Consider the following 20,036-nt stretch of genomic DNA (forward strand, 5'->3'; position numbering starts at 1 on the left):
ATGCGAACCGGATGGATTCGTATGCATGCCGGCGCAGCCGCGCCTGAGCCGATTTCAGGCACCCGTCCCGGCGCCATCCCGGTTCCGTCCCGCCACCCGTCACCTCCCGTCGAAACCATGTCCCTGCGCATCTCCGCCACGCTCGCCCAACCCGGTCCGGCCGTCCGTCCCGGCTGGTCGCGGCTGGCGCTGCCGGCGGATCTGGGCGAGTGCGTGGCCGACCGCCTGGACCTGGGCGAGGGCCTGGCCCTGGTGCATTCGCAATACACACCCGTGCACGACCTGATCGAGGAGAATGCCGCCGCGCATGGCGGGCGCACGCTGGTCATCACGCTGGCCCTGGGCGGCGTCTCGGCCTATCGCGGCGCGGACGGCGCCGAGCTGGATTTCCGCGGAGGCCAGACCACGGTAACCGCCTTCCGCCGTCACCTGGGCGAGCGCCGCTACCTGGGCGGCAGTACCGTCTCGCAACTGCGCCTGCTGGTGGGCGAGGCGGCGCTGCGCCGCTACGCCGGCCATGCCCAGGCCGAAGCGCTGTTCGGCGCCGGCGGCCTGCGGCGGCTGGCGCAGGGCCGCACCAGCGCCGACCTGGCCGCCGTCGCGGCCGAACTGGCGCGGGCCAGCGACCCGCTGGACATCCACATCAAGGCATTGACCCTGTTGTCACGCCAGTTGCGCGCGTTGGCGCCGGCGCCAGCGGCGGGCCGGTTCAGCCAGGCCGACATTGCCCGGCTGGAGCGGGCCCATGCGCTGATGCGCGAACAGATGGATCGCGAACTGACGGTGCAATACCTGTGCCTGGCGACCGGCTTGAATGAATTCAAGCTCAAGCAGGGCTTTCGGGCGCTGTACGGCAACAGCCCGATGCGGCTGCTGACCGAGATGCGCATGCGCCGCGCCTGGGAGTTGCTGGAGACCGGCTGCCAGGTGGCGCAGGCGGCGTACCGGGTCGGCTACCGCCACCCGGCCAATTTCAGCGCTGCGTTTACCCGCTTCCATGGCCGCGCGCCGAAGTCGGTGTTCGGCAAGCGGCGTTGATGCGGCGCGCAACGATGCCGTTGGCCCCTGGCCGCTCTAGTGCGCCACCCGCATCCGCCGCCGCGACACGCTTTCCCACCCGGCCACCAGCATCATGATCAACGTCGTCAGGCCGCCCACCATCAGGTTGTCGGTGACGAACGCGATCGGCGCCAGGATGGCCAGCAGCGCGAGGCCCACCACATGTGACAGCGGGAAGCGGCCATACACCACTGTCTTGTAGATGCCGTTGCCCAGCAGGTACAACGCCGGGCCGCCGAGCAGCGCGGCCGCCGCCGCCGTGACGATGCGGCCGTCCGGGTGCAGGATGACCAGTTCGTTAGCCACTGCCGAGACGATCACGCCCGCGATCAGGATCACGTGCACGTAATGGAAGTAGGCCCCGACCCGGCCCGGATCGGCGTGGTGCGCGATGGCCTCGCTGCCGTCCTTGCTGCTGGTGTCGAAATACACCCACCACATCGCCGCCGTGCCCAGGAACGCGGCCAGCAGCGCGATCAGGGTGGGGATGTCCCAGTGCGGATGCTCGCCCAGCGTGGCGCCGGTGATCAGCAGCGTCTCGCCCAGCGCCACGATCACGAACAACTGGCAGCGCTCGGCCAGGTGGCCGCCCTCGATGGTCCATTCGCGGGTGCTGGAGCGGCCCAGGCCGGGCAGCCAGAAGCCGGCCATGGGCGAAAAATACTCGCAGGCCACCGCCACGATCCACAACGCCAGCCGCGTATCACCCGAGGCCAATCCGCCGGCGATCCAGAACACCGCCGAAATGCACAGCCAGCCCAGCATGCGGCGGAAATTCGGCGCCAGCGGATGTGACGGCCCCAGGTGCAGCACCACGAACAGCGTGCGGCCCACCTGGATCAGCACGTAGCAGATCGCGAAGATCAGCCCGTTTTCGCCGAAGGCGCCGGGCAGCACGGCGGCGGCCACCAGTCCTAGCAGCATCACGCCGAACAGCATCAGCCGCATCGGTAGCGCGTCGGGATCGAACCAGTTGGTGACCCAGCAGGTGTATTGCCAGCCCAGCCACACCGCGAACCACAGCACCAGCGTGTGCACCGCGCCCATCAGGGTCAGGTCGTGCAGCAGGCTGTGGGATAGTTGAGTGACCGCGAAGACGTAGACCAGGTCGAAGAACAGCTCGACGAAGGTGACACGGGCCTCATGGCCGTCGCGGTGACGCAGCAGATGGGCGCTGGCGAGAAATGGCATGGCGGCGCTTCCTGTCCGGTGGAGGGGGCGTCGCCAGATTACTCCCGGCCTTGCCGTCCAATCGTAAAGAATTCAAAAGACGTGGCGCGCCCGCGACGCCTCAGTGGCCGGCCGGCGCGTCGCCGTGTCCGCCCAGCTCGCGGTTGCGCGAGCGCACCAGCGCGGCGGCCAGCGCCGCCGCCACGGCCGCGATCACCGCGCCCGCCAGGAAGGTCACGCGATAGCCGCCCGCCAGCGCCGCCACCGGGGCCGCGCCGGCGCCGGCCAGCGCGGCCGTGCGCGCCGCGGCCAGGCTGGCCAGCACCGCCAGCCCCAGCGCGCCGCCCATCATGAAGGCGGTGTTGACCACGCCGGACGCCAGGCCCGACTGGCTCGGCTCGACGTCGCTCATGGCGGCCAGCAGCATCGGGTTGAAGGCGATGCCCGCGCCCAGGCCCAGCAGCAGCATGCCGGGCAGCACGTCCGCCGCGAAGTGGCCGTCGACCGGGGCGCGCGCGAACAGCGCCAGCCCCAGCGCCGCCATCAGCAGCCCGGTGGCCAGCGGCCCGCGGATGCCAAAGCGCATCACCAGCTTGGCCGACAGCCCCAGCGAGAACGCCGCCATGATCAGGTTGGCCGGCAGGAACGCCAGCCCCACCTGCATGGCGTCGTAGCCCAGCACCAACTGCATGTACAGCGCCGACACGAAGAACCACGCGAACATGCCCGCGGCCCACAGCACGCCGACCACGTTGGCGGTGGCCACGTTGCGCAGGCGGAACAGCGCCAGCGGCATCAGCGGCTCGGCCACGCGCGCCTCGATCGCCAGGAACAGCGCCATCAGCAGCGCGGCCGCGCCCAGCAGGCCGAGCGACTGCGCCGAGGTCCAGCCGGCCTCGTTGCCGTTGACCACCGCATACACCGCCAGCATCAGCGATGCGGTGACCGCCAGCGCGCCGGCCACGTCGAGCCGGCCGCCGCCGGCCGCGCCGCGCGCCGCCGGCAACAGCCGCAGGCACAGCGCGTAGACGGCCACGCCGATCGGAATGTTGACCAGGAAGATCCAGTGCCACGACAGCTTGCTGGTCAGCAGCCCGCCCAGCAGCACGCCCAGGCTGCCGCCGCCGGCACAGACGAAGCCGTACACGCCCATGGCGCGGGCGCGCTCGCCGGCCTCGGTGAAGAGATTCATGATGAGCGACAACGACACCGCCGACACCACCGCGCCGCCCAGCCCCTGCGCGGCGCGCGCGGCGATCAGCAGGCCCTGGCCCCGCGCCAGCCCACAGGCCAGCGAGGCCACCGTGAACAGCACCAGGCCCGCCAGGAACATGCGCCGGTGGCCGAGCAGGTCGCCCAGCCGCCCGCCCAGCAGCAGGAAGCCGCCGAAGGTCAGCATGTAGGCGTTCACCACCCACACCAGCGAGGTTTCGGTGAAATGCAGGTCTTCGCGGATCGAGGGCAGGGCAACATTGACGATGGTGGTGTCCAGCACGATCATCAATACGCCCAGGCACAGCACCATCAGTGCCCACCAACGTTGCCTGCCCTGTATGCCATGCGTCATGGATGTCTCGCTCCATCCGCTGGTGGCGGATTCGGTTGTCAGTGGGGGTGTCAGTGGCTGAGCCGCCCGCCGCTGACCATCCACCGCGTGTCGTAGCGATCAATCAGCGCGCCATAGGCTTCGGCCCAGAAGGTTTTCTGGAGCGGCATGGTAACGCTGCCGCCCTCTGCCAACAGATCGAACACGCGTTGCGCGTCCGAGACCGTGGGGTAGGCCAGTGACAGCGCCATGCCCTGCTTGCCGGGGTAGGGATGGCCGGCGGTGGCGTCGCTGGCCATCAGCACCTGTTCGTCCAGCGCCAGGCGGGCGTACATGATGCGTTCGGATTCTTCGGTCGACAGCGCCGGCATGGCGGCATCGGCGGGCGCATCCGCGTAGCGCACCATGGCCTCGACGCGGCCGCCCAGCACGCGCTCGTAGAAACGCATGGCCTCGGCGCAGTTGCCGTCGAAACTGAGGTAGGCGGAAAGTTGGGGCATGGCGGGTTCCTCCTTGATGGCCGACCCTGATTCTCGCACCCATGGCGCCGTCCGGGAAACCTCTTATTGCCGCCAGTCCGCGCCCATCCCTATGATTCGCCACAGGATCAGGACTGATCCGCACGCACCGGCACGGCTTGGTGCGGCAGTGCCCCGCAGCAATGATTGCTGCCCGAACCTTCGTCTGGCTATAGAAGCCCCCGACTCACACGCGATGCGTGGTCGGGGGCTTTTTTGTTTTCCGAAACGTTGCAGGGAGATCGCATGCAAGTATCACCGCCGCCGGACGCCGCCGCGTCCGCGATCCACGTGGCCAGTGTGCAGACGGCCCCCGTCATGGGCGAGGTCGCCGCCAACGTGGCCCGTTCCATCGAACTGGTCGAGCAGGCCGCCGCGCAGGGCGCGCGGCTGGTGGTGCTGCCCGAGCTGGCCAACACCGGCTACGTGTTCGCCAGCCGCCAGGAGGCCCACGCCCTGGCCGAAAGCGTGCCCGACGGCCCCAGCTCGCAGGCCTGGATCGCGCTGGCGCAACGCCTGGGCATCTACCTGGTGGCCGGCATCGCCGAGCGCAGCGGCGGCCGGCTGTACAACGCCGCCATCATCGCCGGCCCCGACGGCTACCTGGGCACCTACCGCAAGCTGCACCTGTGGGGCGACGAGAACCTGTTCTTCGAGCCGGGCGACCTGGGCCTGCCGGTGTTCCATACCGAATTCGGCCGGCTGGGCGTGGCGATCTGCTACGACGGCTGGTTCCCCGAGGTCTACCGCCTGCTGGCGCTGCGCGGCGCCGACATCGTCGCGGTGCCGACCAACTGGGTGCCGATGCCCGGGCAGACGCCCGACGGCCCGGCCATGGCGCACGCGCTGGCGGCGGCCGGCGCCCACAGCAACGGCCTGACGCTGGTGTGCGCCGACCGGGTCGGCGTCGAGCGCGGCCAGCCCTTCGTCGGCCGCAGCCTGATCGTCGGCTCGCAGGGCTGGACCGTGGCCGGCCCCGCCAGCCACGACCGCGAAGAGGTGCTGGTGGCGCCGGTGGACCTGGCCGCCTCGCGCCGCGCGCGGCAATTGAACGACTTCAACCACGTGCTGCGCGATCGGCGCCGCGACCTTTACGACGAACTGCTGGGCGCCGCCGAGGCGCCGCGGCAGCGTTGACTACAACGGCGGACAACCGGCCCCCAAGGAGAAATCCCCATGAAAAAACCCACTTGCAGCTTCCTCATCCGACTTTCCTTCATTGCCGCGCTGACCGGCGCGGCGGGCGCGCACGCGGCCGACCCTTTGCGCATCGGCGTGCCGGTCGGCCTGTCCGGCGCCAACAGCGTGGTCGCGCCCGGCGTGGTGCAGGCCTCGCAACTGGCCGCCGATGAAATCAACGCCGCCGGCGGCATCCTCGGCCGCCAGGTGGTGCTGGAGATCGCCGACGACGCCTCGGGCGCGGTCGGCGCGCAGAAGGCCTACGACACGCTGGTGTTCCAGAAGAAGGTGGACGCCATCATCGCCATGGAAACCAGCGCGGCGCGCAACGCCGCGCTGCCCATCGTCTCGCGCGGCAAGGTGCCGTACATCTACACCTCGTTCTACGAAGGCCGCTCGTGCAACCGCTGGATGCACGTCAACGGCTGGGTGCCCGAGCAGCAGGTGGCGCCGGTGGTGGACCACTTCATGAAGGAACGCGGCGCCAAGACCTTCTTCCTGGTCGGCAGCGACTACGCCTTCGGCCGCGGCATGCTCAAGTTCACCCGCGAATACATCGAGAAGCAGGGCGGGCGCGTGGTGGGCGAGGAATACCTGCCCATCGACGGCTCCGACTGGACGCCGGTGGTCTCGAAGATCCGCTCTGCCAACCCGGACGCGCTGATCAGCTCCACCGCCGGCGGCGGACCCAACGTCAGCCTGGCCAAGCAGGTCAAGGCGGCCGGCCTGACCATGCCCTACGGCAACCTGGCGATCGACGAAGCCACCGCCAAGACCATGGGCGACACGGCGGTCGGCATGTACCTGTCGGCCTCGTACCTGACCAGCATCGATACGCCGCAGAACCGCAAGTTCCTCGACGGCCTGAAGGCCAAGTTCGGCGCCGACGCCAAGACCGCCAACGAGTTCTCGGGCCCGCAGTACGAAGCCTTCTTCCTGTACAAGGCGGCGGTCGAGAAGGCCGGCAGCCTCGATCCGCAGAAGGTGGTGCAGGCGCTGAGCGAAGTGTCGTTCGACGGCCCGCGCGGCCCGGTCAAGATGGACCGCCAGCGCCACGCCGCGCTGACCATGCGGCTGGGCCAGGTGCAGCCGGACGGCTCCATCAAGATCCTGCAGACCTTCGACCAGGTCGATCCGGGCGCGCAGTGCCCCGACCTGAAGTAACGCGGTAAGCCACACCCTGCGCGCCGCCGGTCCGCCGGCGGCGCAGGAGAACACAATGGGTTTGATGCTGGACATCCTGAGCACGGCCGCCATGCTGTTCATCGTGACGGCCGGGCTGATGATCATTTTCGGCGTGATGAAGATCGTCAATTTCGCCCACGGCGCCATCATCACACTGGGCAGCTACGCCGCCCTGGTGGTGACGCGGCTGGGGCTGGACCCGTGGCTGGCGCTGCCGTGCGCGCTGGCGGCGGGGGTGCTGGTGGGCATGCTGGTCGAGCGCCTGATCGTGCAGCCGCTGTACAAGCGGCCGCTGGACGCCATCCTGGCGACCTGGGGCCTGGGCATCGTGATCGGCCAACTCATCACCATGGCCTTCGGCCGCGAGGTGCAGTTCGCCGATGCGCCGATCCAGGGCGCGGTGCCGTTCCTGGGCACCGAATACTCGGCCTATCGGCTGTTCCTGGTGCCGGGCGCGCTGCTGCTGTACGTGGCGCTGACGCTGCTGCTGAACGGCACGCGCTTTGGCGTGCGGACCCGCGCCGTCATCATGAACGAGGACCTGGCACGCGGCCTGGGCATCAACGCCGAACGCATCCGCTTCACCACCTTCGCGCTGGGCGCGGGGCTGGGCGCGCTGGCCGGCGCGCTCATCACGCCGCTGTCCAGCGTCGACCCGAACATGGGGCTGCCGTGGCTGGTCAGCGCCTTCATGCTGGTGATGGTGTCGGGCAACTCGATCACCGCGCTGCTCCTGACCTGCCTGGTCTACGGCGCCTGCCAGGTGCTGGTGGGCGTGTTCATCAGCCCGATCCTGGGCGGCGTCACCATCGCGGTGCTGGCGGCCCTGACCCTGCGCCTGCGTCCCAAAGGATTCGCCCATGACTGATTCGTCCCTTGCGCAACCGGCGCTGGCGACCCGCGCCGACCCGCGCCGCGCCGCCCGCGGGCGCGACCTGCTGTGGCTGGCCATCGCCTGCCTGGCGCTGACCGTGGCCGGCCCCTGGCTGTTCGACACCTACCTGCTGAACGTGCTGATCAAGGCGCTGTTCTTCGCCGTGGCGGCGGTCACGGTCGATATCCTGTGGGGCTACACCGGCTACCTGACCTTCGGCCAGTCGGCCTTCTTCGGGGTCGGCGCCTACGCGGCCGGGCTGGCCTTCACCCATTACGGCTTCTCGCCCGGCATCGCGCTCGCGGCCGCGCTGGTGGCGGTGGGCGCGGCGGCGCTGCTGGCGCTGGCCACCGGCTGGCTGTCGTTCTATCGCGGCGCCTCGCCGTTCTTCGCCACCGTGATCTCGCTGGTATTGCCCATCGTGCTGACCCAGGTGGCGCTGTCGGGCGGCACCTACACCGGTTCGTCGTCCGGCCTGACCGGCTACGACACCTTCGACCTGTCGCTGGAGGCCTGGTACGTCATCGCCGCCGGCGGCCTGTCGATCGTGGCGCTGCTGGCCTGGGTCGCGGTGCGCAGCGACGGCGGCCGCATCCTGGCCGCGCTGCGCGACAACGAGGGCCGCTGCAGCTACCTGGGGCTGAACACCGCGCACTGGCGCATCGCGCTGCTGGTGGTGTGCGGCGCGGTCGCCAGCCTGGCGGGCTTCGGCTACGGCGCCTTCAGCGGCGTGGTCGCGCCGGAACTGACCGGCTTCGTGTTCGGCACCGAACTCATCATCTGGGTGGCGCTGGGCGGACGCGGCACGGTCTGGGGGCCGGTCCTGGGCGCCGTGCTGATCAACGTGGCCGGCTCGTACCTCAGCGGCAACATGCCGTTCCTGTACCAATTGGTGCTGGGCGTGACCTTCATCCTGGTGATCCTGCTGCTGCCGCGCGGGCTGCTGCCGTTACTGCTGGCGCCGTGGCGCCGCCGGCGGCCGGCGCCGGTGCCGGAATTGGTGGCGCGCGCGCCGGCCCAGGCCGCCGCCGAAAGCGGCCTGGGCCTGGCCGGCGTGGCCAAGCGCTTCGGCAGCCTCAAGGTGCTGGAAGGTATCGACCTGCGGGCGCGCGGCGGCGAGCTGCTGGGCCTGATCGGTCCCAACGGCGCCGGCAAGACCACGCTGATGCGCTGCATCGCCGACGGCGCCGAGCGCAGCGAGGGCACGGTCGAACTCTGCGGCCACGCCGTCAGGCGCGACGGGCCGGAGCAGTGCGTGCGTTACGGCCTGGGGCGCAAGTTCCAGAACGCCAACATCTTCGACACGCTGACCGTGGCCGAAAGCCTGCGCATCGCCACCACGCTGCGCGAGCGCCCGTCATGGCGACGCCGCGCGCCCGTCTTGGCGCTGCCGGCCTACGCGCTGGAGGTGCTGCGCATGACCGGCCTGGACCAGCAACTCGACCGCGTGGCGCGCGACCTGTCGCATGGCCAGCAGCAGGCGCTGGAACTGGCCATGGTGCTGGCGCTGGAGCCGCGCGTGGTGCTGCTGGACGAACCCACCGCGGGTCTCAGCAAGGACGAACGCGCCCGCATCGGCCAGGTGCTGTCGGCCCTGGCCCATACCCACGGCCTGTGCTGCCTGCTGGTCGAGCACGACCTGGACTTCGTGGCCGAGGTGGCCACCCGCATCATCGTGCTGCACCAGGGCCGCATCGTCATGGACGGCAGCTTCCGCGAAGCGGCCGAATCCGAACTGGTGCGCACCATCTACGCCGGCAATGCGCCGGCCGCGAACAAGACCGCGCAAGCCACCCGGCAAGCTAGTCGGCAAGCCACTGAGCCACCCGCGCAGCAAGGCGCCCAATCCGCAACCCCGTCCATCCCGCCCGAAGGAGCCCAACCATGAACGCCGCCCCGGCCTTGCGCCTGGAAAACGTCGCCAGCGGCTACAAAGGCGCCGTGGTGCTGAACGACATCTCGCTGTCGGTGGCCGGCGGCGCCTGCGTGGCGCTGCTGGGCAAGAATGGCATGGGCAAGAGCACGCTGCTCAAGACGGTCATGGGCTACCTGCCCAAGCTGCGCGGCACCGTCAGCCTGGGCGGCGTCGACGCCACCCGCCTGCGGCCGCACGAAGTCGCGCGCCGCGGCGTCGCCTACGCGGCCCAGGACCAGCCGCTGTTCCCCGACCTGAACATCCGCGACAACCTGCGCCTGGGCCTGGCCAACGACCGCCTGTTCGACGAACGCTTCGGTGAAATCGCCGACTTGTTCCCGGTCTTCGCCAGCCGCCTGCGCCAGCATGCCGGCACGCTGTCGGGCGGCGAGCAGAAGATGCTGCTGGTGGCGCGCGGCCTGATGCAGCGGCCGGCCCTGTTGCTGCTGGACGAGATCACCGAAGGCCTGCAGCCTTCGGTGATCGAGCGGCTCGGCCGGGCGCTCAACTGGGAACGCGAGCGGCGCGGCACCTCCATGTTCATCGTCGAACAGAACGTGGCCTTTGCGCTGGACGTGGCCGACCGCTACCTGGTGCTCAAGCAGGGCGCCATCGTCGACCAGGGCGAGGCTGGCGCGCCCGGGGCCGCCGGCCATATCATGGACCACTTGAAGGTATGAACCGTCCCGGCGCCCGCGGCGCGCCGGCCACGATCTTGCAGAAGGAAGCTCCTATGACCTCCCGCACTGACAGGGACGCCGCCACGCCGGGATGGCGCATCGGCGTGCTGTATTCGCGCAGCGGCGTGACCGGCACCACCGAATCGCAGCACTTCTTCGGCACCGTGCTGGCGGTCGAGGAAATCAACGCGCTCGGCGGCGTGCTGGGCCGGCCGCTGGAACCGGTGGTCTACGACCCGCGCAGCGACGCCGAGGAATACCGCCGCCTGGCCGCGCGGCTGCTGCTGGACGACGAGGTCAACGTGATCTTCGGCGGCTGCACCTCGCACTGCCGCAAGGCCATGCTGCCGGTGGTCGAGCGCAACAATGCGCTGCTCTGGTATGCCTCGGTCTACGAAGGCTTCGAATACTCGCCCAACATCATCTACACCGGCGCCGCGCCCAACCAGGGCAGCATGCAACTGGCCGCCTACCTGATCCAGCACTGCGGCAAGCGCATCTTCCTGGTGGGCGCCGACTACATCTATCCGCGCGAAACCAACCGCATCATGCGCGACACCGTCGAGGAGCATGGCGGCGAGATCCTCGACGAAACCTACCTGCCGCTGGGCTGCGACGAAGGCGAGATCATCGACGTGGTGCGCGACATCCGCCGAATCAGGCCGGATGTGGTGTTCTCGACCCTGATCGGCGACGATGCCCAGCGCTTCTACCGCCGCTACCACGCCGCCTGCGAGGCCGACCCGGGCGCGCCGCACATCCCCATCGCCAGCCTCACCATGGCCGAATCCGAGGTGGCCGAGATCGGCCCGGCCCTGTGCGCCGGCCACATCACCGCCGCCACCTACTTCAATACCGTCGATTCGCCCGCCAACGCCCATTTCCTGGACCGCTGGCGCGCCCGCTTCGGCGACCGCCCGGCCAGCGTCTACGCCGAGGCCTGCTACAGCCAGATGCACCTGTTCGCGCGCGCCCTGCAGCGCGCCGGCAGCCTGGACACGCGCAAGCTGGCGCAGGCGGTGCACCAGGTGGGTTTCGACGCGCCCGGCGGCCGCCTGACCATCCTGGCCGAAAACAACCACAGCGTGCTGACCCCGCGCATCGGCGTCTGCCGCGCCGACGGCCGCTTCGACATCGTCTGGGCCAGCGGCGAACCGGTCAAGCCGGACCCCTACCTGACGGCTTTCGGCCTGGACGAGTTCTGGTTGGCGTGATCATGGACCATAGCCTCCGCCGCCTTTACGAAGACCTGCGCAGCGTGGCCGTCGCCGTGGCCTATCCGCCCGGCGAAGACCGCGACCTGCTGGTCGAACAGCTCAAGCGCATCGGCTGCCGCATCCACCTGGTCTGGCCGTTCCCCGACAAACCGCCGGCGGGCGCCGACGTGGTGTTCTTCCAGGTCTCGCAATGCGGCCAGAACTCGTTCGCCTGGTCCGCCAGCGAGGTCGACGCCACCCTCATCGCGCTATCCGAATACGAAACCCCCACCACCTTGAAGCAACTGCTCAAGACCAACGCCCACGGCGTGCTGACGCGGCCGTTCCGCTCGGCCGGCATCCTCAGCACCCTGGTGCTGGCGCGCTCGGCCAAGCAGTTCCAGAACCGCCAGCAGAACAAGATCGACAAGCTGGAAAGCACCATCAAGGCGCGCCGCGTGATCGAAAAGGCGATCCGCGTGCTGATGGACCACCAGCGCCTGGACGAGCGCGCCGCCTACGAACACATGCGGACCCGCGCCACCGGCCTGCGGGTCAGCGTGGCCGAGGTCGCCGCCATGATCGTCGAGGCCAGCGAAGCCATGGAAAAACTGGGCCTGGGCGGCGCGCGCCCCGACCCGCACAACAACAGCAACAACGGAGGCAAGGCATGAAAGTCATGATCGCCCGCATGAACCACGAGACCAACACCTTTTCGCCGGTGCCCACGCCGCTGTCCGCCTTCGGCAACGACGGCCCCACCTACGACCGCGCCGCCTACGAAGAGAACCACGGCAAGCGCACCGCCATGTCCGCCTTCATCGACCTGGCCGAAGCGCGGGGCGCCACGCTGGTCACGCCGGTATCCGCCACCGCCTACCCCAGCGGCCGCGTCGACGGCCAGGCCTATCGTGAATTGTGCGACCGCATCGTCGCCGCCGCCGTCGGCTGCGACGCGCTGCTGCTGGACCTGCACGGCGCCATGGCCGTCGAAACCACCGACGACGGCGAAGGCGACCTGCTCGAACGCCTGCGCCAGCAAGCCCCCGGCGTGCCGATCGCCGTCGCCCTGGACCTGCACGGCAACGTCACCCAGAAGATGATCGACAACGCCGACGTCATCGTCAGCTTCAAGACCTACCCGCACGTCGACATGTACGAAACCGGCGAACACGCCGGCCGCCTCCTGTTCGACTGGCTCGCGGGTGGCCCGCGCCCGCGCCTGGCCTGGCGCCGCCTGCCGCTCATGAGCCACACCCTGCGCAGCAACACCGCCGAAGGCGCCATGCGCCGCGCCGTGCAGGCCGCGCGCGGCGCCGAGGCCGGCGGCATGCTGGCCGTGTCGGTGCTGGCCGGCTTCGCCCTGGCCGACATCCCCGACCCGTGCCTGAGCGTGGTGGTGGTCGCCGCCGGCGACGCCGAGGCCGCCGAGCGCGTCGCCGCGGGCCTGGCCGCCGCCATCTGGGACGACCGCGACGGCTTCGTCTACGAAGCCGAACCCCTGGCCGCCTCGCTCGAACGCGCCGCCGCTCTGGCGCGCGGCGCCGACCGTCCCGTGCTGCTGCTGGACCACGGCGACAACTGCATGTCCGGCGGCACCTGCGACACGATGGACGTGCTGGTCGCCGCCGTCGACGCCGGCCTGACGGGCATCGTCGCCGGCCTGTACTGCGACCCCGAAGCCGTCGCCGCCATGATCGCGGCCGGGGAGGGCGCCCAGGTCGAACTGCCGGTCGGCAACAAGCTGCCCATCCCCGCCATCGGCCGGCCCGCCGCGCCGGTGACGCTGACCGGCGTGGTGCGCGCCATCACCGACGGCAGCTACGTCATCACCGGCCCCACCTACACCGGCCAGACCGCCTGCATGGGCCGCAGCGCCGTGCTGGACATCGGCGCCGCGCAACTGGTCATCACCGAACGCACCCACGAACCCTGGGACCTGGGCGTTTTCGAGAGCCTGGGCATCGACCCGCGCGCCGCCCGCTTCATCCTGGTCAAGTCGCGCATGTACTGCCGCCCGGTGTTCGTGCCCATCTCGTGCGCCCTGATCGAATGCGACAGCCCCGGCGTCACCAGCTCGGACTTCTCGCTATTCCCCTACCAGCGGCGCAACCGGCCGCGCTATCCGCTCGATCCGTTCAAGCCGGCGCAGATGTCGGCGTAGGGTGGGGCGGATGTCGCCCCGCGCCTTGAACCGCGTCGGGCTTTCCAGTTCAATGGGACATTGCGCGGGCGGCACGCCGCCGCCCGGCCCCTTACCCGTTGGAGTGGCATATGGCTACGGTGCATCTGCTGTCGGATGAAGAAGCGCGCAGGATCCCCGAGGCGTGGGCGGTGTTCGAAGACATCCGCGCCACCCGCAAGTCGGATTTCGTCAACAATTTCTGGCGCGCCCTGGCCAACGACCCGCCCCAGCTCAAGCGCGTCTGGGAGCAGCTCAAGCAGGTCATGATGGCCGACGGGGAAATCCCGCCCCTGGTGCGCGAGATGATCTACATCGCGGTATCGACGGCCAACGGCTGCAGCTACTGTATCCATTCCCACACCGCCGCCGCCCGCGCCAAGGGCATGACCGACGGCCAGCACGCCGAACTGCTCGCCGTCATCGGCATGGCCGCCCAGACCAACGCGCTGGTCACCGCCATGCAGGTGCCCGTCGACGACGCCTTCACCGTGAAGTAGGGCGCCGCCATGGCGACCATTCCGCTGTTCCCGCTGTCGAACGCGCTGTTCCCCGCCGGCGTGCTGCACCTGCGCATCTTCGAAGTGCGCTACCTGGACATGATCCGCCGCTGCATCGCCGACGGCGCCGAGTTCGGCGTGGTCGCGCTGCTGTCCGGCAACGAGGTCCGCTCGCCCGAAGGCCAGGAGGTCCTGGCCGACACCGGCACCCTGGCCCGCGTCGACGCCTGGGACGCGCCCATGCCCGCCTTGCTGCAACTGCGCTGCGTAGGGACGAGCCGCTTCCGCCTGGTCTCCAGCCAACTGGCAAAATACGGTCTTTGGATGGGCGAAATCGAACCCATCCCCGACGACCCGCCGCTGCCCGTGCCGGCGCCGCTGCAACCCTGCGCCGACGCGTTGGGGAGGCTGGTGGCCCAATGGCAGCAGGAAGGCGTGCCCGCCGACCGCATGCCGGTGGCGCCGCCGTACCGGCTGGATGAATGCGCCTGGGTGGCCGACCGCTGGTGCGAACTGCTGCCGCTGCCGGCGGTCGACAAGACCCGGCTGCTGGCGCTGACGGACCCCCGCGTTCGCCTGGAGGCCGTGCGCATCGCGCTGGAAGGGCCGCAGGCCTAGCCAGCGGCGGGCGGCGCTTGAATGTTTTTTGGACACCATGGATATCAGGATTGACGAAGGCCTGCGCGCCTATATTGACCCCTTGACCGACGACGAGCGCGAGGCGCTCGAACGCAGCCTGCTGGCCGAAGGCTGCCGCGACGCATTGGTGCTGTGGGGCGACCTGCTGATCGACGGCCACAACCGCTACGCGCTGTGCATGAAGCACGGCATTCCGTTCGAAACGCGCCAGAACACCTCGTTCAAGTCGATGGACGACGTGCACCTGTGGATGATCGAGAACCACCTCGGCCGGCGCAGCGTGTCGGACTTCCAGCGCGGGGTGCTGGCGCTGCGCAAGAAGGAGATCCTGCAATCCCGCAGCGTGCCGCCGTGGGAAGACGACGGCAGCACGCCGCCGCCTGAACCGCCGCCCATCCCGCCGGCCGCCGCGCTGAGCCGTCAGGCGCTGGCGCGCGAGGCGCGCATCAGCAGCAACACGCTGGGGCAGATCGAGAAGATCCAGAAAGCCGCCGCGCCGGAACTGGTGCGGGCGGTGAAGGATGGGGCGATTTCCATCAACGCCGCGGCGGCCGTGGCGACGTTGCCGCCCGAGCGGCAGGCCGCGGCGGTGGCGGGCGGCAGAAAGGAATTGCAGCAGGCGGCGCGCGAAGTGCGCCAGGCCAAGGCGCCGCCGCCGAAAGAAGCGGTGCCGGATATCCCGATCGAGAATATCGCGGATTTGCCGGCGGAGGTGGCGCGGTTACGGGAGTTGCTGGCGCGGCTGACGGACGAGCGGGATCAGTTGAAGAAGAAGGTGATGCATCTGACGGTGGCGCTGGCCGAGGCCAGGAATGCGTCGGCGGAGGCAGGGGACGATTGACGGGCGCATGTTAATTATTCGCGGCTAGAACTTATCAAATACGACGACCATCCTATGCCCCAGGACTTTTCCCAGTTCCAGGGCAAGTGCGTCCCCTACGCCAGGACCATCGAACCCAAACGCGAGGTTTCCCAATCCCCACGCGAGCGGCAAGAATCGCCATTGATTGATACTGTCCGAGTGTCGACAGCTTGGGCACTCGAGCGCGCCACGTTCGCCCGAATACCAGGCGGAAATCATTTTTCTCCAAGGGAGAGAAGCTGCGTCATGCTCTACCGCGCAGCATGGGCAGCGCAGCCCCTCGACGCTTTGCGGTCCGGCGTTGTAGACACGGCGCCCCACGATTGCCCCTATCCCGTTATTGCTGTGCTCGTTTACCCAATCGGTCCATCGAGCGATGCCCGGGCCAGGCGCGTGGCTGACAGGTGAAAAGGCGACCTCGGCAATAGTGGAACGAACAGCAATGCCCATTGCTTCCATCCAACGCATGCCGCTGTCGGCGAAGGCGGGCGCGTCTTCAAGGGTGACATCGAGATCGACGATGTAGATCGGGGAGTCGCTCATCGGTTGCAATCTTGTCGAGAATTGGCCTGACAGCCCTTATTTGGTAAAAGCAAAGTTGATCAGAACCTGAGGAATCGTTGGCTGCCATGTCCGAACCCTATTCCGCCTTTCTCAACCTCCAGATGCCCCGCGAGAATCTTGCCAGATGGCTCGCGGCCCCGGCGCCGGCGGCAACAAGATGGTCGGACTGGCGTTCCATCGGCGGCCAGTGGTATCTCTCCGAAGGCAAGGATCTGGCTGCCTCCAGCAATCAGGATCTGGGCAGGCTCATTGCGGAATGCGACGCCATGCTGGCTCGCCATCCGGACAACCGCGCGGCCCTGGGGGCCATCCTGGCATCCGCGGAGGCCGAGAACATCAAAGTGGCGGCCTACGATCGTACAGGAACGCGCTTCGTTGCAGGCTCGCTGACCTATTCCGAAAACCTCTACGACCTCATCGTCTTTTTTTCGATAGCGCGCGGAGCGGCCGATTTTCTCGAGGCGGATGGCCGTGGCCTTGCGGTGGTTCACGACTATCTCTGGGGCGAGGAAGACGAACGAAAAACGGTGGCGGCGCTGGAACTCGCCGCAAACGGCGGCTCCGTATTCCTGGCGTCCGAAGCACTCGGCCAAGCCGCAGGCGCATTCGAGGCCATGGTGGACGCGATGCTGGAAGGCCAAGAGGACCCGGATTTCCACCCGCGCAATCAACTCGACCATCTCTGAGACCGGACCTGCGTCCAGCAGGGACAACGCGTACACACGACAGGGCCGCCAGGCGGGCCAAAGAGGCAGAATTTCCAATGCGATTGCTACCACTGGTTATCATGCTGTCCGCTTGCGCGGTCTGCCAGGCGCAGGGAACCAGGACCTGGCACTTCACTGGCGCCGAGCTGGCCGCGGCCCTTGAAGGCCGGATGCCCTCGGAGTTCCGCGATGCATCGCTTCGCCGCCAATTTGCTTCCTCCTATGCGCAGGCCTACGTCGTCGGCATCGCCGACCAGACACAAGGCACGGTCTGGTGCGCCCCTACCGGCGTCCTTCCTCACGAATTGAAAGACAGGGTGTACAGCTACTTGTCCAAGCTGCCGGCGAGCCGTCTCGCGGAAAATGCCGGCCCGCTGGTGAGCGAGGCGCTCCATCAGTCTTTCGCTTGCCGGTAGGGTTCATTTCCGCGAATACGCCTTCCGGCGACACTTAGCGGGGAAGGGCCGCGGGCCTTCTACCGCCCGCACGGGCGTAGGAAAAAGCAAAAAGGCGTGCGGCCGCCCCGAATAACGAAGCGGCTGGCAGCCACAGAAAATTCCGCCCCGCCATGCGAAATCGCAAACTTCCATTACAAAATCATTGCTATATGTGACATGAAATCTAAACTAGGGGTTTTCCCTTTGTCGTAATACAAATTCATGCGCTCGCGTCTCACTCTTGGCAACCTCTCCATTGGCACCCGGCTGACGCTGGGCTTCGGCACCGTACTTGTCCTGCTACTGGCGCTCACTGGCCTGTCGCAATACGAACTGTCCCACATCGGCGGCATCAACCGGGCGATCACAGAACAGACTTGGGCCGAGGCAAGCGCCATCAACAGGATTGACGTGACGACGCGCGCCAATGCGCGCGCGAACCTCGAGTTGATCGTCAATACCGATCCCCGCGCCGCTGAAGCGCTGTTTGCCCGCATCGACACCAATCGGAAGGTGATCGACCAGGCGCTGGAGACCCTGCGGCCGTTGTTCAGCACCGAAGACGAACGTCAGCGACTGCGGCTATTGGAAGACGTGCGCGGCCGCTACGTGAAGTCATTCCAGGGCGTGGGCGCGCTCCTCAAGCGGGGCGAGCGCGACGCCGCCCGCCAGCGCTTGCTGGAAGAGACCCTTCCGCTTCTGGACAGCCTGCAAGACCACATCATCGAGATTTCGCGGATTCAAGCGGCCGAGATGGCGGACGCCAGCGCCGACAGCCGGGAGGTCATCGACAACGCGGGCATGTTGAACCTGATCCTGTCGGGCCTGGCCGTCGTGCTGGGCGGCCTGTTCGCGTGGCGGGTGTCCAAGTCGATCACGGCGCCGCTTGCCCAGGCCGTGTCGGTGGCGGAGACCGTGGCGCGTGGCGACCTGGGGCAACCCATCCACGCTGTCACCCGCGATGAAACCGGTCGGTTGCTGCGTGCGCTGCACGATATGCAGGACAAGCTGGCCGGCGCGGTTCGCACCATTCGCGCCGGGTCCGAAACCATCTCCAGCGCCGCGGGGCAGATCGCGGCCGGCAACGCGGACTTGTCCAGCCGGACCGAAGAACAGGCCGCGTCGCTGGAAGAAACCGCCGCATCGATGGAAGAACTGGCGTCGACCGTCAAGCAGAACGCCGACAACGCGCGCCAGGCCAATCAACTGGCGGCAAGCGCCTCCGAAGTCGCCCAGCGCGGCGGCGCCGTCGTGTCGGCGGTGGTGAGCACGATGGGCGATATTTCCGCCAGCTCGCGCAAGATTTCCGAGATTGTCTCGGTCATCGACGGGATCGCATTCCAGACCAACATCCTGGCGCTGAACGCCGCCGTTGAAGCGGCCCGGGCGGGCGAGCAGGGCAAGGGCTTCGCGGTGGTCGCGGGCGAGGTGCGGTCGTTGGCGCAACGCAGCGCGCAGGCCGCGCGCGAGGTCAAGACGCTGATCGAAGCGTCCGTCAGCAAGGTGGCCGAGGGCGCGGGCCACGCGGAAAACGCGGGCACCACCATGCAGGAGGTGGTCGCCTCGGTCAAGCGCGTGACGGACATCATGGGCGAGATCGCCGCGGCATCGCAGGAACAGGCCACCGGCATCGAGCAGGTCAACCGCGCGGTGTCGCAGATGGACGAAGTGACCCAGCAGAACGCCGCGCTGGTCGAAGAAGCCGCGGCCGCGGCGGGCTCGATGCAGGACCAGGCGCATGCATTGGTGGGGGCGGTCGGTGTGTTCCGCTTGCGCGAGGATGCCGCGCGGCGCGAGGACATCGGCGCCCGGCCGCGCGAGCGCGGCGCGCTGATGTTGACCTGATCGCCCGACGAAGGCCCTGGACTTCGCGCCCAAAGCCGTTGGGCGCGTCCGAAGCGTCGCACGGCGACCGTGGTTGGCCTGCGGTATAGTCGGCGTCGCTCGGCTTTTCGGCCCCGTCTCGACCCGCCAAACGATTCGAAAATCCCCGGCCTGTCCACATGCGCTCCCCACTTGCCCCACGCGGCGCCGTCCTTCTGCTGATCGATCTGCAGTGCGCGATCGACCATCCCAGTTGGGGCGAGCGCAACAATCCCGATGCCGAGCGCCAGGTCGGTCGGCTCCTCGCCCATTGGCGCGCCCAGGGGTGGCCGGTCTGGCACGTCCGGCATGACTCCACGGATCCCGCGTCTCACTATCGGCCGGGCCAGCCAGGGCATGCCTTCAAGCCGGAAACAGCGCCCATCGCGGGGGAAGCGATCATTCCCAAGCAGACGAACAGCGCGTTTATCGGCACCGACCTGGAAAAGCGGCTGCGCGCCCATGGCCACGACACGTTGGTCGTGGCGGGCGTCATCACGAACAATTCCGTCGAGGCGACGGTCCGCATGGCTGGCAACCTTGGCTTGCAGGCGTGGCTTGTGGCCGACGGCTGTTTCACCTTCGCGCGGACCGACTGGAATGGGGCGGCGCGAAGCGCCGAGGATGTCCACGCCATGTCGCTCGCCAACCTGGACGGCGAGTACTGCACCGTCGTCACCGCGGATGCGCTGTTACGCGCTCTGCGCTGAACGCAGTTGCCGCCCCTGGGCGGCGCGCCATGCCCGGTTCGAGTCGCCGCTTTTCGCCGCGCGGCCCAAATGTATGGATTTTTAAGCCATGTTTTGGCTCATAAAAAACATACATAGAGAATCATTCAAGAGTTTGTATGGATTCGGCGGTAGAATTTGACGCTTGTAGGGAGCAGGGCGCTCACCGCGCTGAATCGGGCTGATACGTTTCGTGGTTCTCGCGTCCATCGCCCGTTTGGCTTTGCCCGGC

At 68.4% G+C, this 20,036-nt stretch carries 20 protein-coding genes; 16 read left to right on the forward strand and 4 right to left on the reverse strand.

The window, feature by feature from the left end:
- Positions 1-117 precede the first annotated feature (117 nt).
- A complete protein-coding gene (locus AAID08_RS12130) occupies positions 118-1,038 on the forward strand; it encodes a helix-turn-helix transcriptional regulator (protein ID WP_395757680.1) in 921 nt (306 codons plus the stop codon).
- Between the two features lie 36 nt (positions 1,039-1,074).
- Here AAID08_RS12130 and AAID08_RS12135 read toward each other — a convergent pair whose 3' ends face one another.
- The 3 genes from AAID08_RS12135 to AAID08_RS12145 all read right to left on the reverse strand — a co-directional run bounded on the left by AAID08_RS12135 (position 1,075) and on the right by AAID08_RS12145 (position 4,275).
- A complete protein-coding gene (locus tag AAID08_RS12135; protein ID WP_054502778.1) occupies positions 1,075-2,250 on the reverse strand; it encodes a low temperature requirement protein A in 1,176 nt (391 codons plus the stop codon).
- 100 nt (positions 2,251-2,350) lie between these two features.
- Positions 2,351-3,796 (reverse strand): MFS transporter, encoded by a 1,446-nt coding sequence (locus AAID08_RS12140; protein ID WP_395757681.1) that lies wholly within the window; start codon positions 3,794-3,796, stop codon positions 2,351-2,353.
- Between the two features lie 50 nt (positions 3,797-3,846).
- Complete coding sequence (locus AAID08_RS12145; protein ID WP_054502776.1) at positions 3,847-4,275, reverse strand: VOC family protein; 429 nt, start codon at positions 4,273-4,275, stop codon at positions 3,847-3,849.
- Positions 4,276-4,539: 264 nt separating this feature from the next.
- On the opposite strand from AAID08_RS12145, the gene AAID08_RS12150 reads away from it, so the two are divergent.
- The 11 genes from AAID08_RS12150 to AAID08_RS12200 all read left to right on the forward strand — a co-directional run bounded on the left by AAID08_RS12150 (position 4,540) and on the right by AAID08_RS12200 (position 15,484).
- Positions 4,540-5,430 carry a nitrilase family protein gene (locus AAID08_RS12150; RefSeq protein WP_116792273.1) on the forward strand — a complete coding sequence of 297 codons (891 nt, stop codon included), beginning with the start codon at positions 4,540-4,542 and terminating at the stop codon, positions 5,428-5,430.
- Between the two features lie 39 nt (positions 5,431-5,469).
- On the forward strand, positions 5,470-6,636 hold the full coding sequence (locus AAID08_RS12155) for a substrate-binding protein (RefSeq protein WP_054502774.1): 1,167 nt from the start codon (positions 5,470-5,472) through the stop codon (positions 6,634-6,636).
- A 55-nt stretch (positions 6,637-6,691) separates the two neighbouring features.
- A complete protein-coding gene (locus AAID08_RS12160) occupies positions 6,692-7,525 on the forward strand; it encodes a branched-chain amino acid ABC transporter permease (RefSeq protein WP_054416553.1) in 834 nt (277 codons plus the stop codon).
- Entirely contained in the window at positions 7,518-9,419 is a 1,902-nt protein-coding gene (locus AAID08_RS12165; protein ID WP_395757682.1) for an ATP-binding cassette domain-containing protein, read from the forward strand. The genes AAID08_RS12160 and AAID08_RS12165 overlap by 8 nt, the downstream gene beginning before the upstream one ends.
- Positions 9,416-10,126 carry an ABC transporter ATP-binding protein gene (locus tag AAID08_RS12170; RefSeq protein ID WP_054502771.1) on the forward strand — a complete coding sequence of 237 codons (711 nt, stop codon included), beginning with the start codon at positions 9,416-9,418 and terminating at the stop codon, positions 10,124-10,126. Before AAID08_RS12165 ends, AAID08_RS12170 begins: the two co-directional genes overlap by 4 nt.
- A gap of 53 nt (positions 10,127-10,179) precedes the next feature.
- Positions 10,180-11,340 (forward strand): transporter substrate-binding domain-containing protein, encoded by a 1,161-nt coding sequence (locus AAID08_RS12175; protein ID WP_054502884.1) that lies wholly within the window; start codon positions 10,180-10,182, stop codon positions 11,338-11,340.
- 2 nt (positions 11,341-11,342) lie between these two features.
- Complete coding sequence (locus AAID08_RS12180; RefSeq protein ID WP_082380490.1) at positions 11,343-11,996, forward strand: ANTAR domain-containing response regulator; 654 nt, start codon at positions 11,343-11,345, stop codon at positions 11,994-11,996.
- Complete coding sequence (locus tag AAID08_RS12185) at positions 11,993-13,486, forward strand: M81 family metallopeptidase (protein ID WP_395757683.1); 1,494 nt, start codon at positions 11,993-11,995, stop codon at positions 13,484-13,486. Before AAID08_RS12180 ends, AAID08_RS12185 begins: the two co-directional genes overlap by 4 nt.
- Positions 13,487-13,596: 110 nt before the next feature.
- Positions 13,597-14,004 (forward strand): carboxymuconolactone decarboxylase family protein, encoded by a 408-nt coding sequence (locus tag AAID08_RS12190; RefSeq protein WP_026384362.1) that lies wholly within the window; start codon positions 13,597-13,599, stop codon positions 14,002-14,004.
- 9 nt (positions 14,005-14,013) lie between these two features.
- Complete coding sequence (locus AAID08_RS12195) at positions 14,014-14,622, forward strand: LON peptidase substrate-binding domain-containing protein (protein ID WP_054502769.1); 609 nt, start codon at positions 14,014-14,016, stop codon at positions 14,620-14,622.
- A 37-nt stretch (positions 14,623-14,659) separates the two neighbouring features.
- Entirely contained in the window at positions 14,660-15,484 is an 825-nt protein-coding gene (locus AAID08_RS12200; protein WP_241076781.1) for a hypothetical protein, read from the forward strand.
- Between the two features lie 24 nt (positions 15,485-15,508).
- On the opposite strand, the gene AAID08_RS12205 is transcribed toward AAID08_RS12200, so the two are convergent.
- Positions 15,509-16,048: a hypothetical protein gene (locus tag AAID08_RS12205; protein WP_155755508.1), complete on the reverse strand. Its 540-nt coding sequence runs from the start codon at positions 16,046-16,048 to the stop codon at positions 15,509-15,511.
- Between the two features lie 86 nt (positions 16,049-16,134).
- Here AAID08_RS12205 and AAID08_RS12210 point away from each other — a divergent pair, with 86 nt between their 5' ends.
- The 4 genes from AAID08_RS12210 (at position 16,135) to AAID08_RS12225 (ending at position 19,786) form a co-directional block, all read left to right on the forward strand.
- Complete coding sequence (locus AAID08_RS12210) at positions 16,135-16,755, forward strand: hypothetical protein (protein WP_395757684.1); 621 nt, start codon at positions 16,135-16,137, stop codon at positions 16,753-16,755.
- Between the two features lie 101 nt (positions 16,756-16,856).
- On the forward strand, positions 16,857-17,192 hold the full coding sequence (locus AAID08_RS12215) for a Rap1a/Tai family immunity protein (protein ID WP_244976895.1): 336 nt from the start codon (positions 16,857-16,859) through the stop codon (positions 17,190-17,192).
- A 243-nt stretch (positions 17,193-17,435) separates the two neighbouring features.
- Complete coding sequence (locus AAID08_RS12220; protein WP_395757685.1) at positions 17,436-19,058, forward strand: methyl-accepting chemotaxis protein; 1,623 nt, start codon at positions 17,436-17,438, stop codon at positions 19,056-19,058.
- Between the two features lie 158 nt (positions 19,059-19,216).
- Positions 19,217-19,786 (forward strand): cysteine hydrolase family protein, encoded by a 570-nt coding sequence (locus tag AAID08_RS12225; RefSeq protein WP_241076779.1) that lies wholly within the window; start codon positions 19,217-19,219, stop codon positions 19,784-19,786.
- Positions 19,787-20,036: the final 250 nt, after the last annotated feature.

Origin of the sequence: Achromobacter sp. EB05 (genome assembly GCF_044232075.1) — a bacterium.
Lineage (GTDB): Bacteria > Pseudomonadota > Gammaproteobacteria > Burkholderiales > Burkholderiaceae_B > Achromobacter > Achromobacter dolens.

What these genes read in the sequence shown, in the direction of transcription:
- AAID08_RS12175 (WP_054502884.1), top strand. Translation starts at nt 10,180, where the DNA reads ATGACCTCCCGCACTGACAGGGACGCCGCCACGCCGGGATGGCGCATC.
- AAID08_RS12205 (WP_155755508.1), bottom strand. Translation starts at nt 16,048, where the DNA reads ATGAGCGACTCCCCGATCTACATCGTCGATCTCGATGTCACCCTTGAA.
- AAID08_RS12215 (WP_244976895.1), top strand. Translation starts at nt 16,857, where the DNA reads ATGCTGTCCGCTTGCGCGGTCTGCCAGGCGCAGGGAACCAGGACCTGG.
- AAID08_RS12140 (WP_395757681.1), bottom strand. Translation starts at nt 3,796, where the DNA reads ATGACGCATGGCATACAGGGCAGGCAACGTTGGTGGGCACTGATGGTG.
- AAID08_RS12190 (WP_026384362.1), top strand. Translation starts at nt 13,597, where the DNA reads ATGGCTACGGTGCATCTGCTGTCGGATGAAGAAGCGCGCAGGATCCCC.
- AAID08_RS12155 (WP_054502774.1), top strand. Translation starts at nt 5,470, where the DNA reads ATGAAAAAACCCACTTGCAGCTTCCTCATCCGACTTTCCTTCATTGCC.
- AAID08_RS12210 (WP_395757684.1), top strand. Translation starts at nt 16,135, where the DNA reads ATGTCCGAACCCTATTCCGCCTTTCTCAACCTCCAGATGCCCCGCGAG.
- AAID08_RS12200 (WP_241076781.1), top strand. Translation starts at nt 14,660, where the DNA reads ATGGATATCAGGATTGACGAAGGCCTGCGCGCCTATATTGACCCCTTG.
- AAID08_RS12195 (WP_054502769.1), top strand. Translation starts at nt 14,014, where the DNA reads ATGGCGACCATTCCGCTGTTCCCGCTGTCGAACGCGCTGTTCCCCGCC.
- AAID08_RS12145 (WP_054502776.1), bottom strand. Translation starts at nt 4,275, where the DNA reads ATGCCCCAACTTTCCGCCTACCTCAGTTTCGACGGCAACTGCGCCGAG.
- AAID08_RS12165 (WP_395757682.1), top strand. Translation starts at nt 7,518, where the DNA reads ATGACTGATTCGTCCCTTGCGCAACCGGCGCTGGCGACCCGCGCCGAC.
- AAID08_RS12180 (WP_082380490.1), top strand. Translation starts at nt 11,343, where the DNA reads ATGGACCATAGCCTCCGCCGCCTTTACGAAGACCTGCGCAGCGTGGCC.
- AAID08_RS12225 (WP_241076779.1), top strand. Translation starts at nt 19,217, where the DNA reads ATGCGCTCCCCACTTGCCCCACGCGGCGCCGTCCTTCTGCTGATCGAT.
- AAID08_RS12185 (WP_395757683.1), top strand. Translation starts at nt 11,993, where the DNA reads ATGAAAGTCATGATCGCCCGCATGAACCACGAGACCAACACCTTTTCG.
- AAID08_RS12135 (WP_054502778.1), bottom strand. Translation starts at nt 2,250, where the DNA reads ATGCCATTTCTCGCCAGCGCCCATCTGCTGCGTCACCGCGACGGCCAT.
- AAID08_RS12170 (WP_054502771.1), top strand. Translation starts at nt 9,416, where the DNA reads ATGAACGCCGCCCCGGCCTTGCGCCTGGAAAACGTCGCCAGCGGCTAC.
- AAID08_RS12220 (WP_395757685.1), top strand. Translation starts at nt 17,436, where the DNA reads ATGCGCTCGCGTCTCACTCTTGGCAACCTCTCCATTGGCACCCGGCTG.
- AAID08_RS12160 (WP_054416553.1), top strand. Translation starts at nt 6,692, where the DNA reads ATGGGTTTGATGCTGGACATCCTGAGCACGGCCGCCATGCTGTTCATC.
- AAID08_RS12130 (WP_395757680.1), top strand. Translation starts at nt 118, where the DNA reads ATGTCCCTGCGCATCTCCGCCACGCTCGCCCAACCCGGTCCGGCCGTC.
- AAID08_RS12150 (WP_116792273.1), top strand. Translation starts at nt 4,540, where the DNA reads ATGCAAGTATCACCGCCGCCGGACGCCGCCGCGTCCGCGATCCACGTG.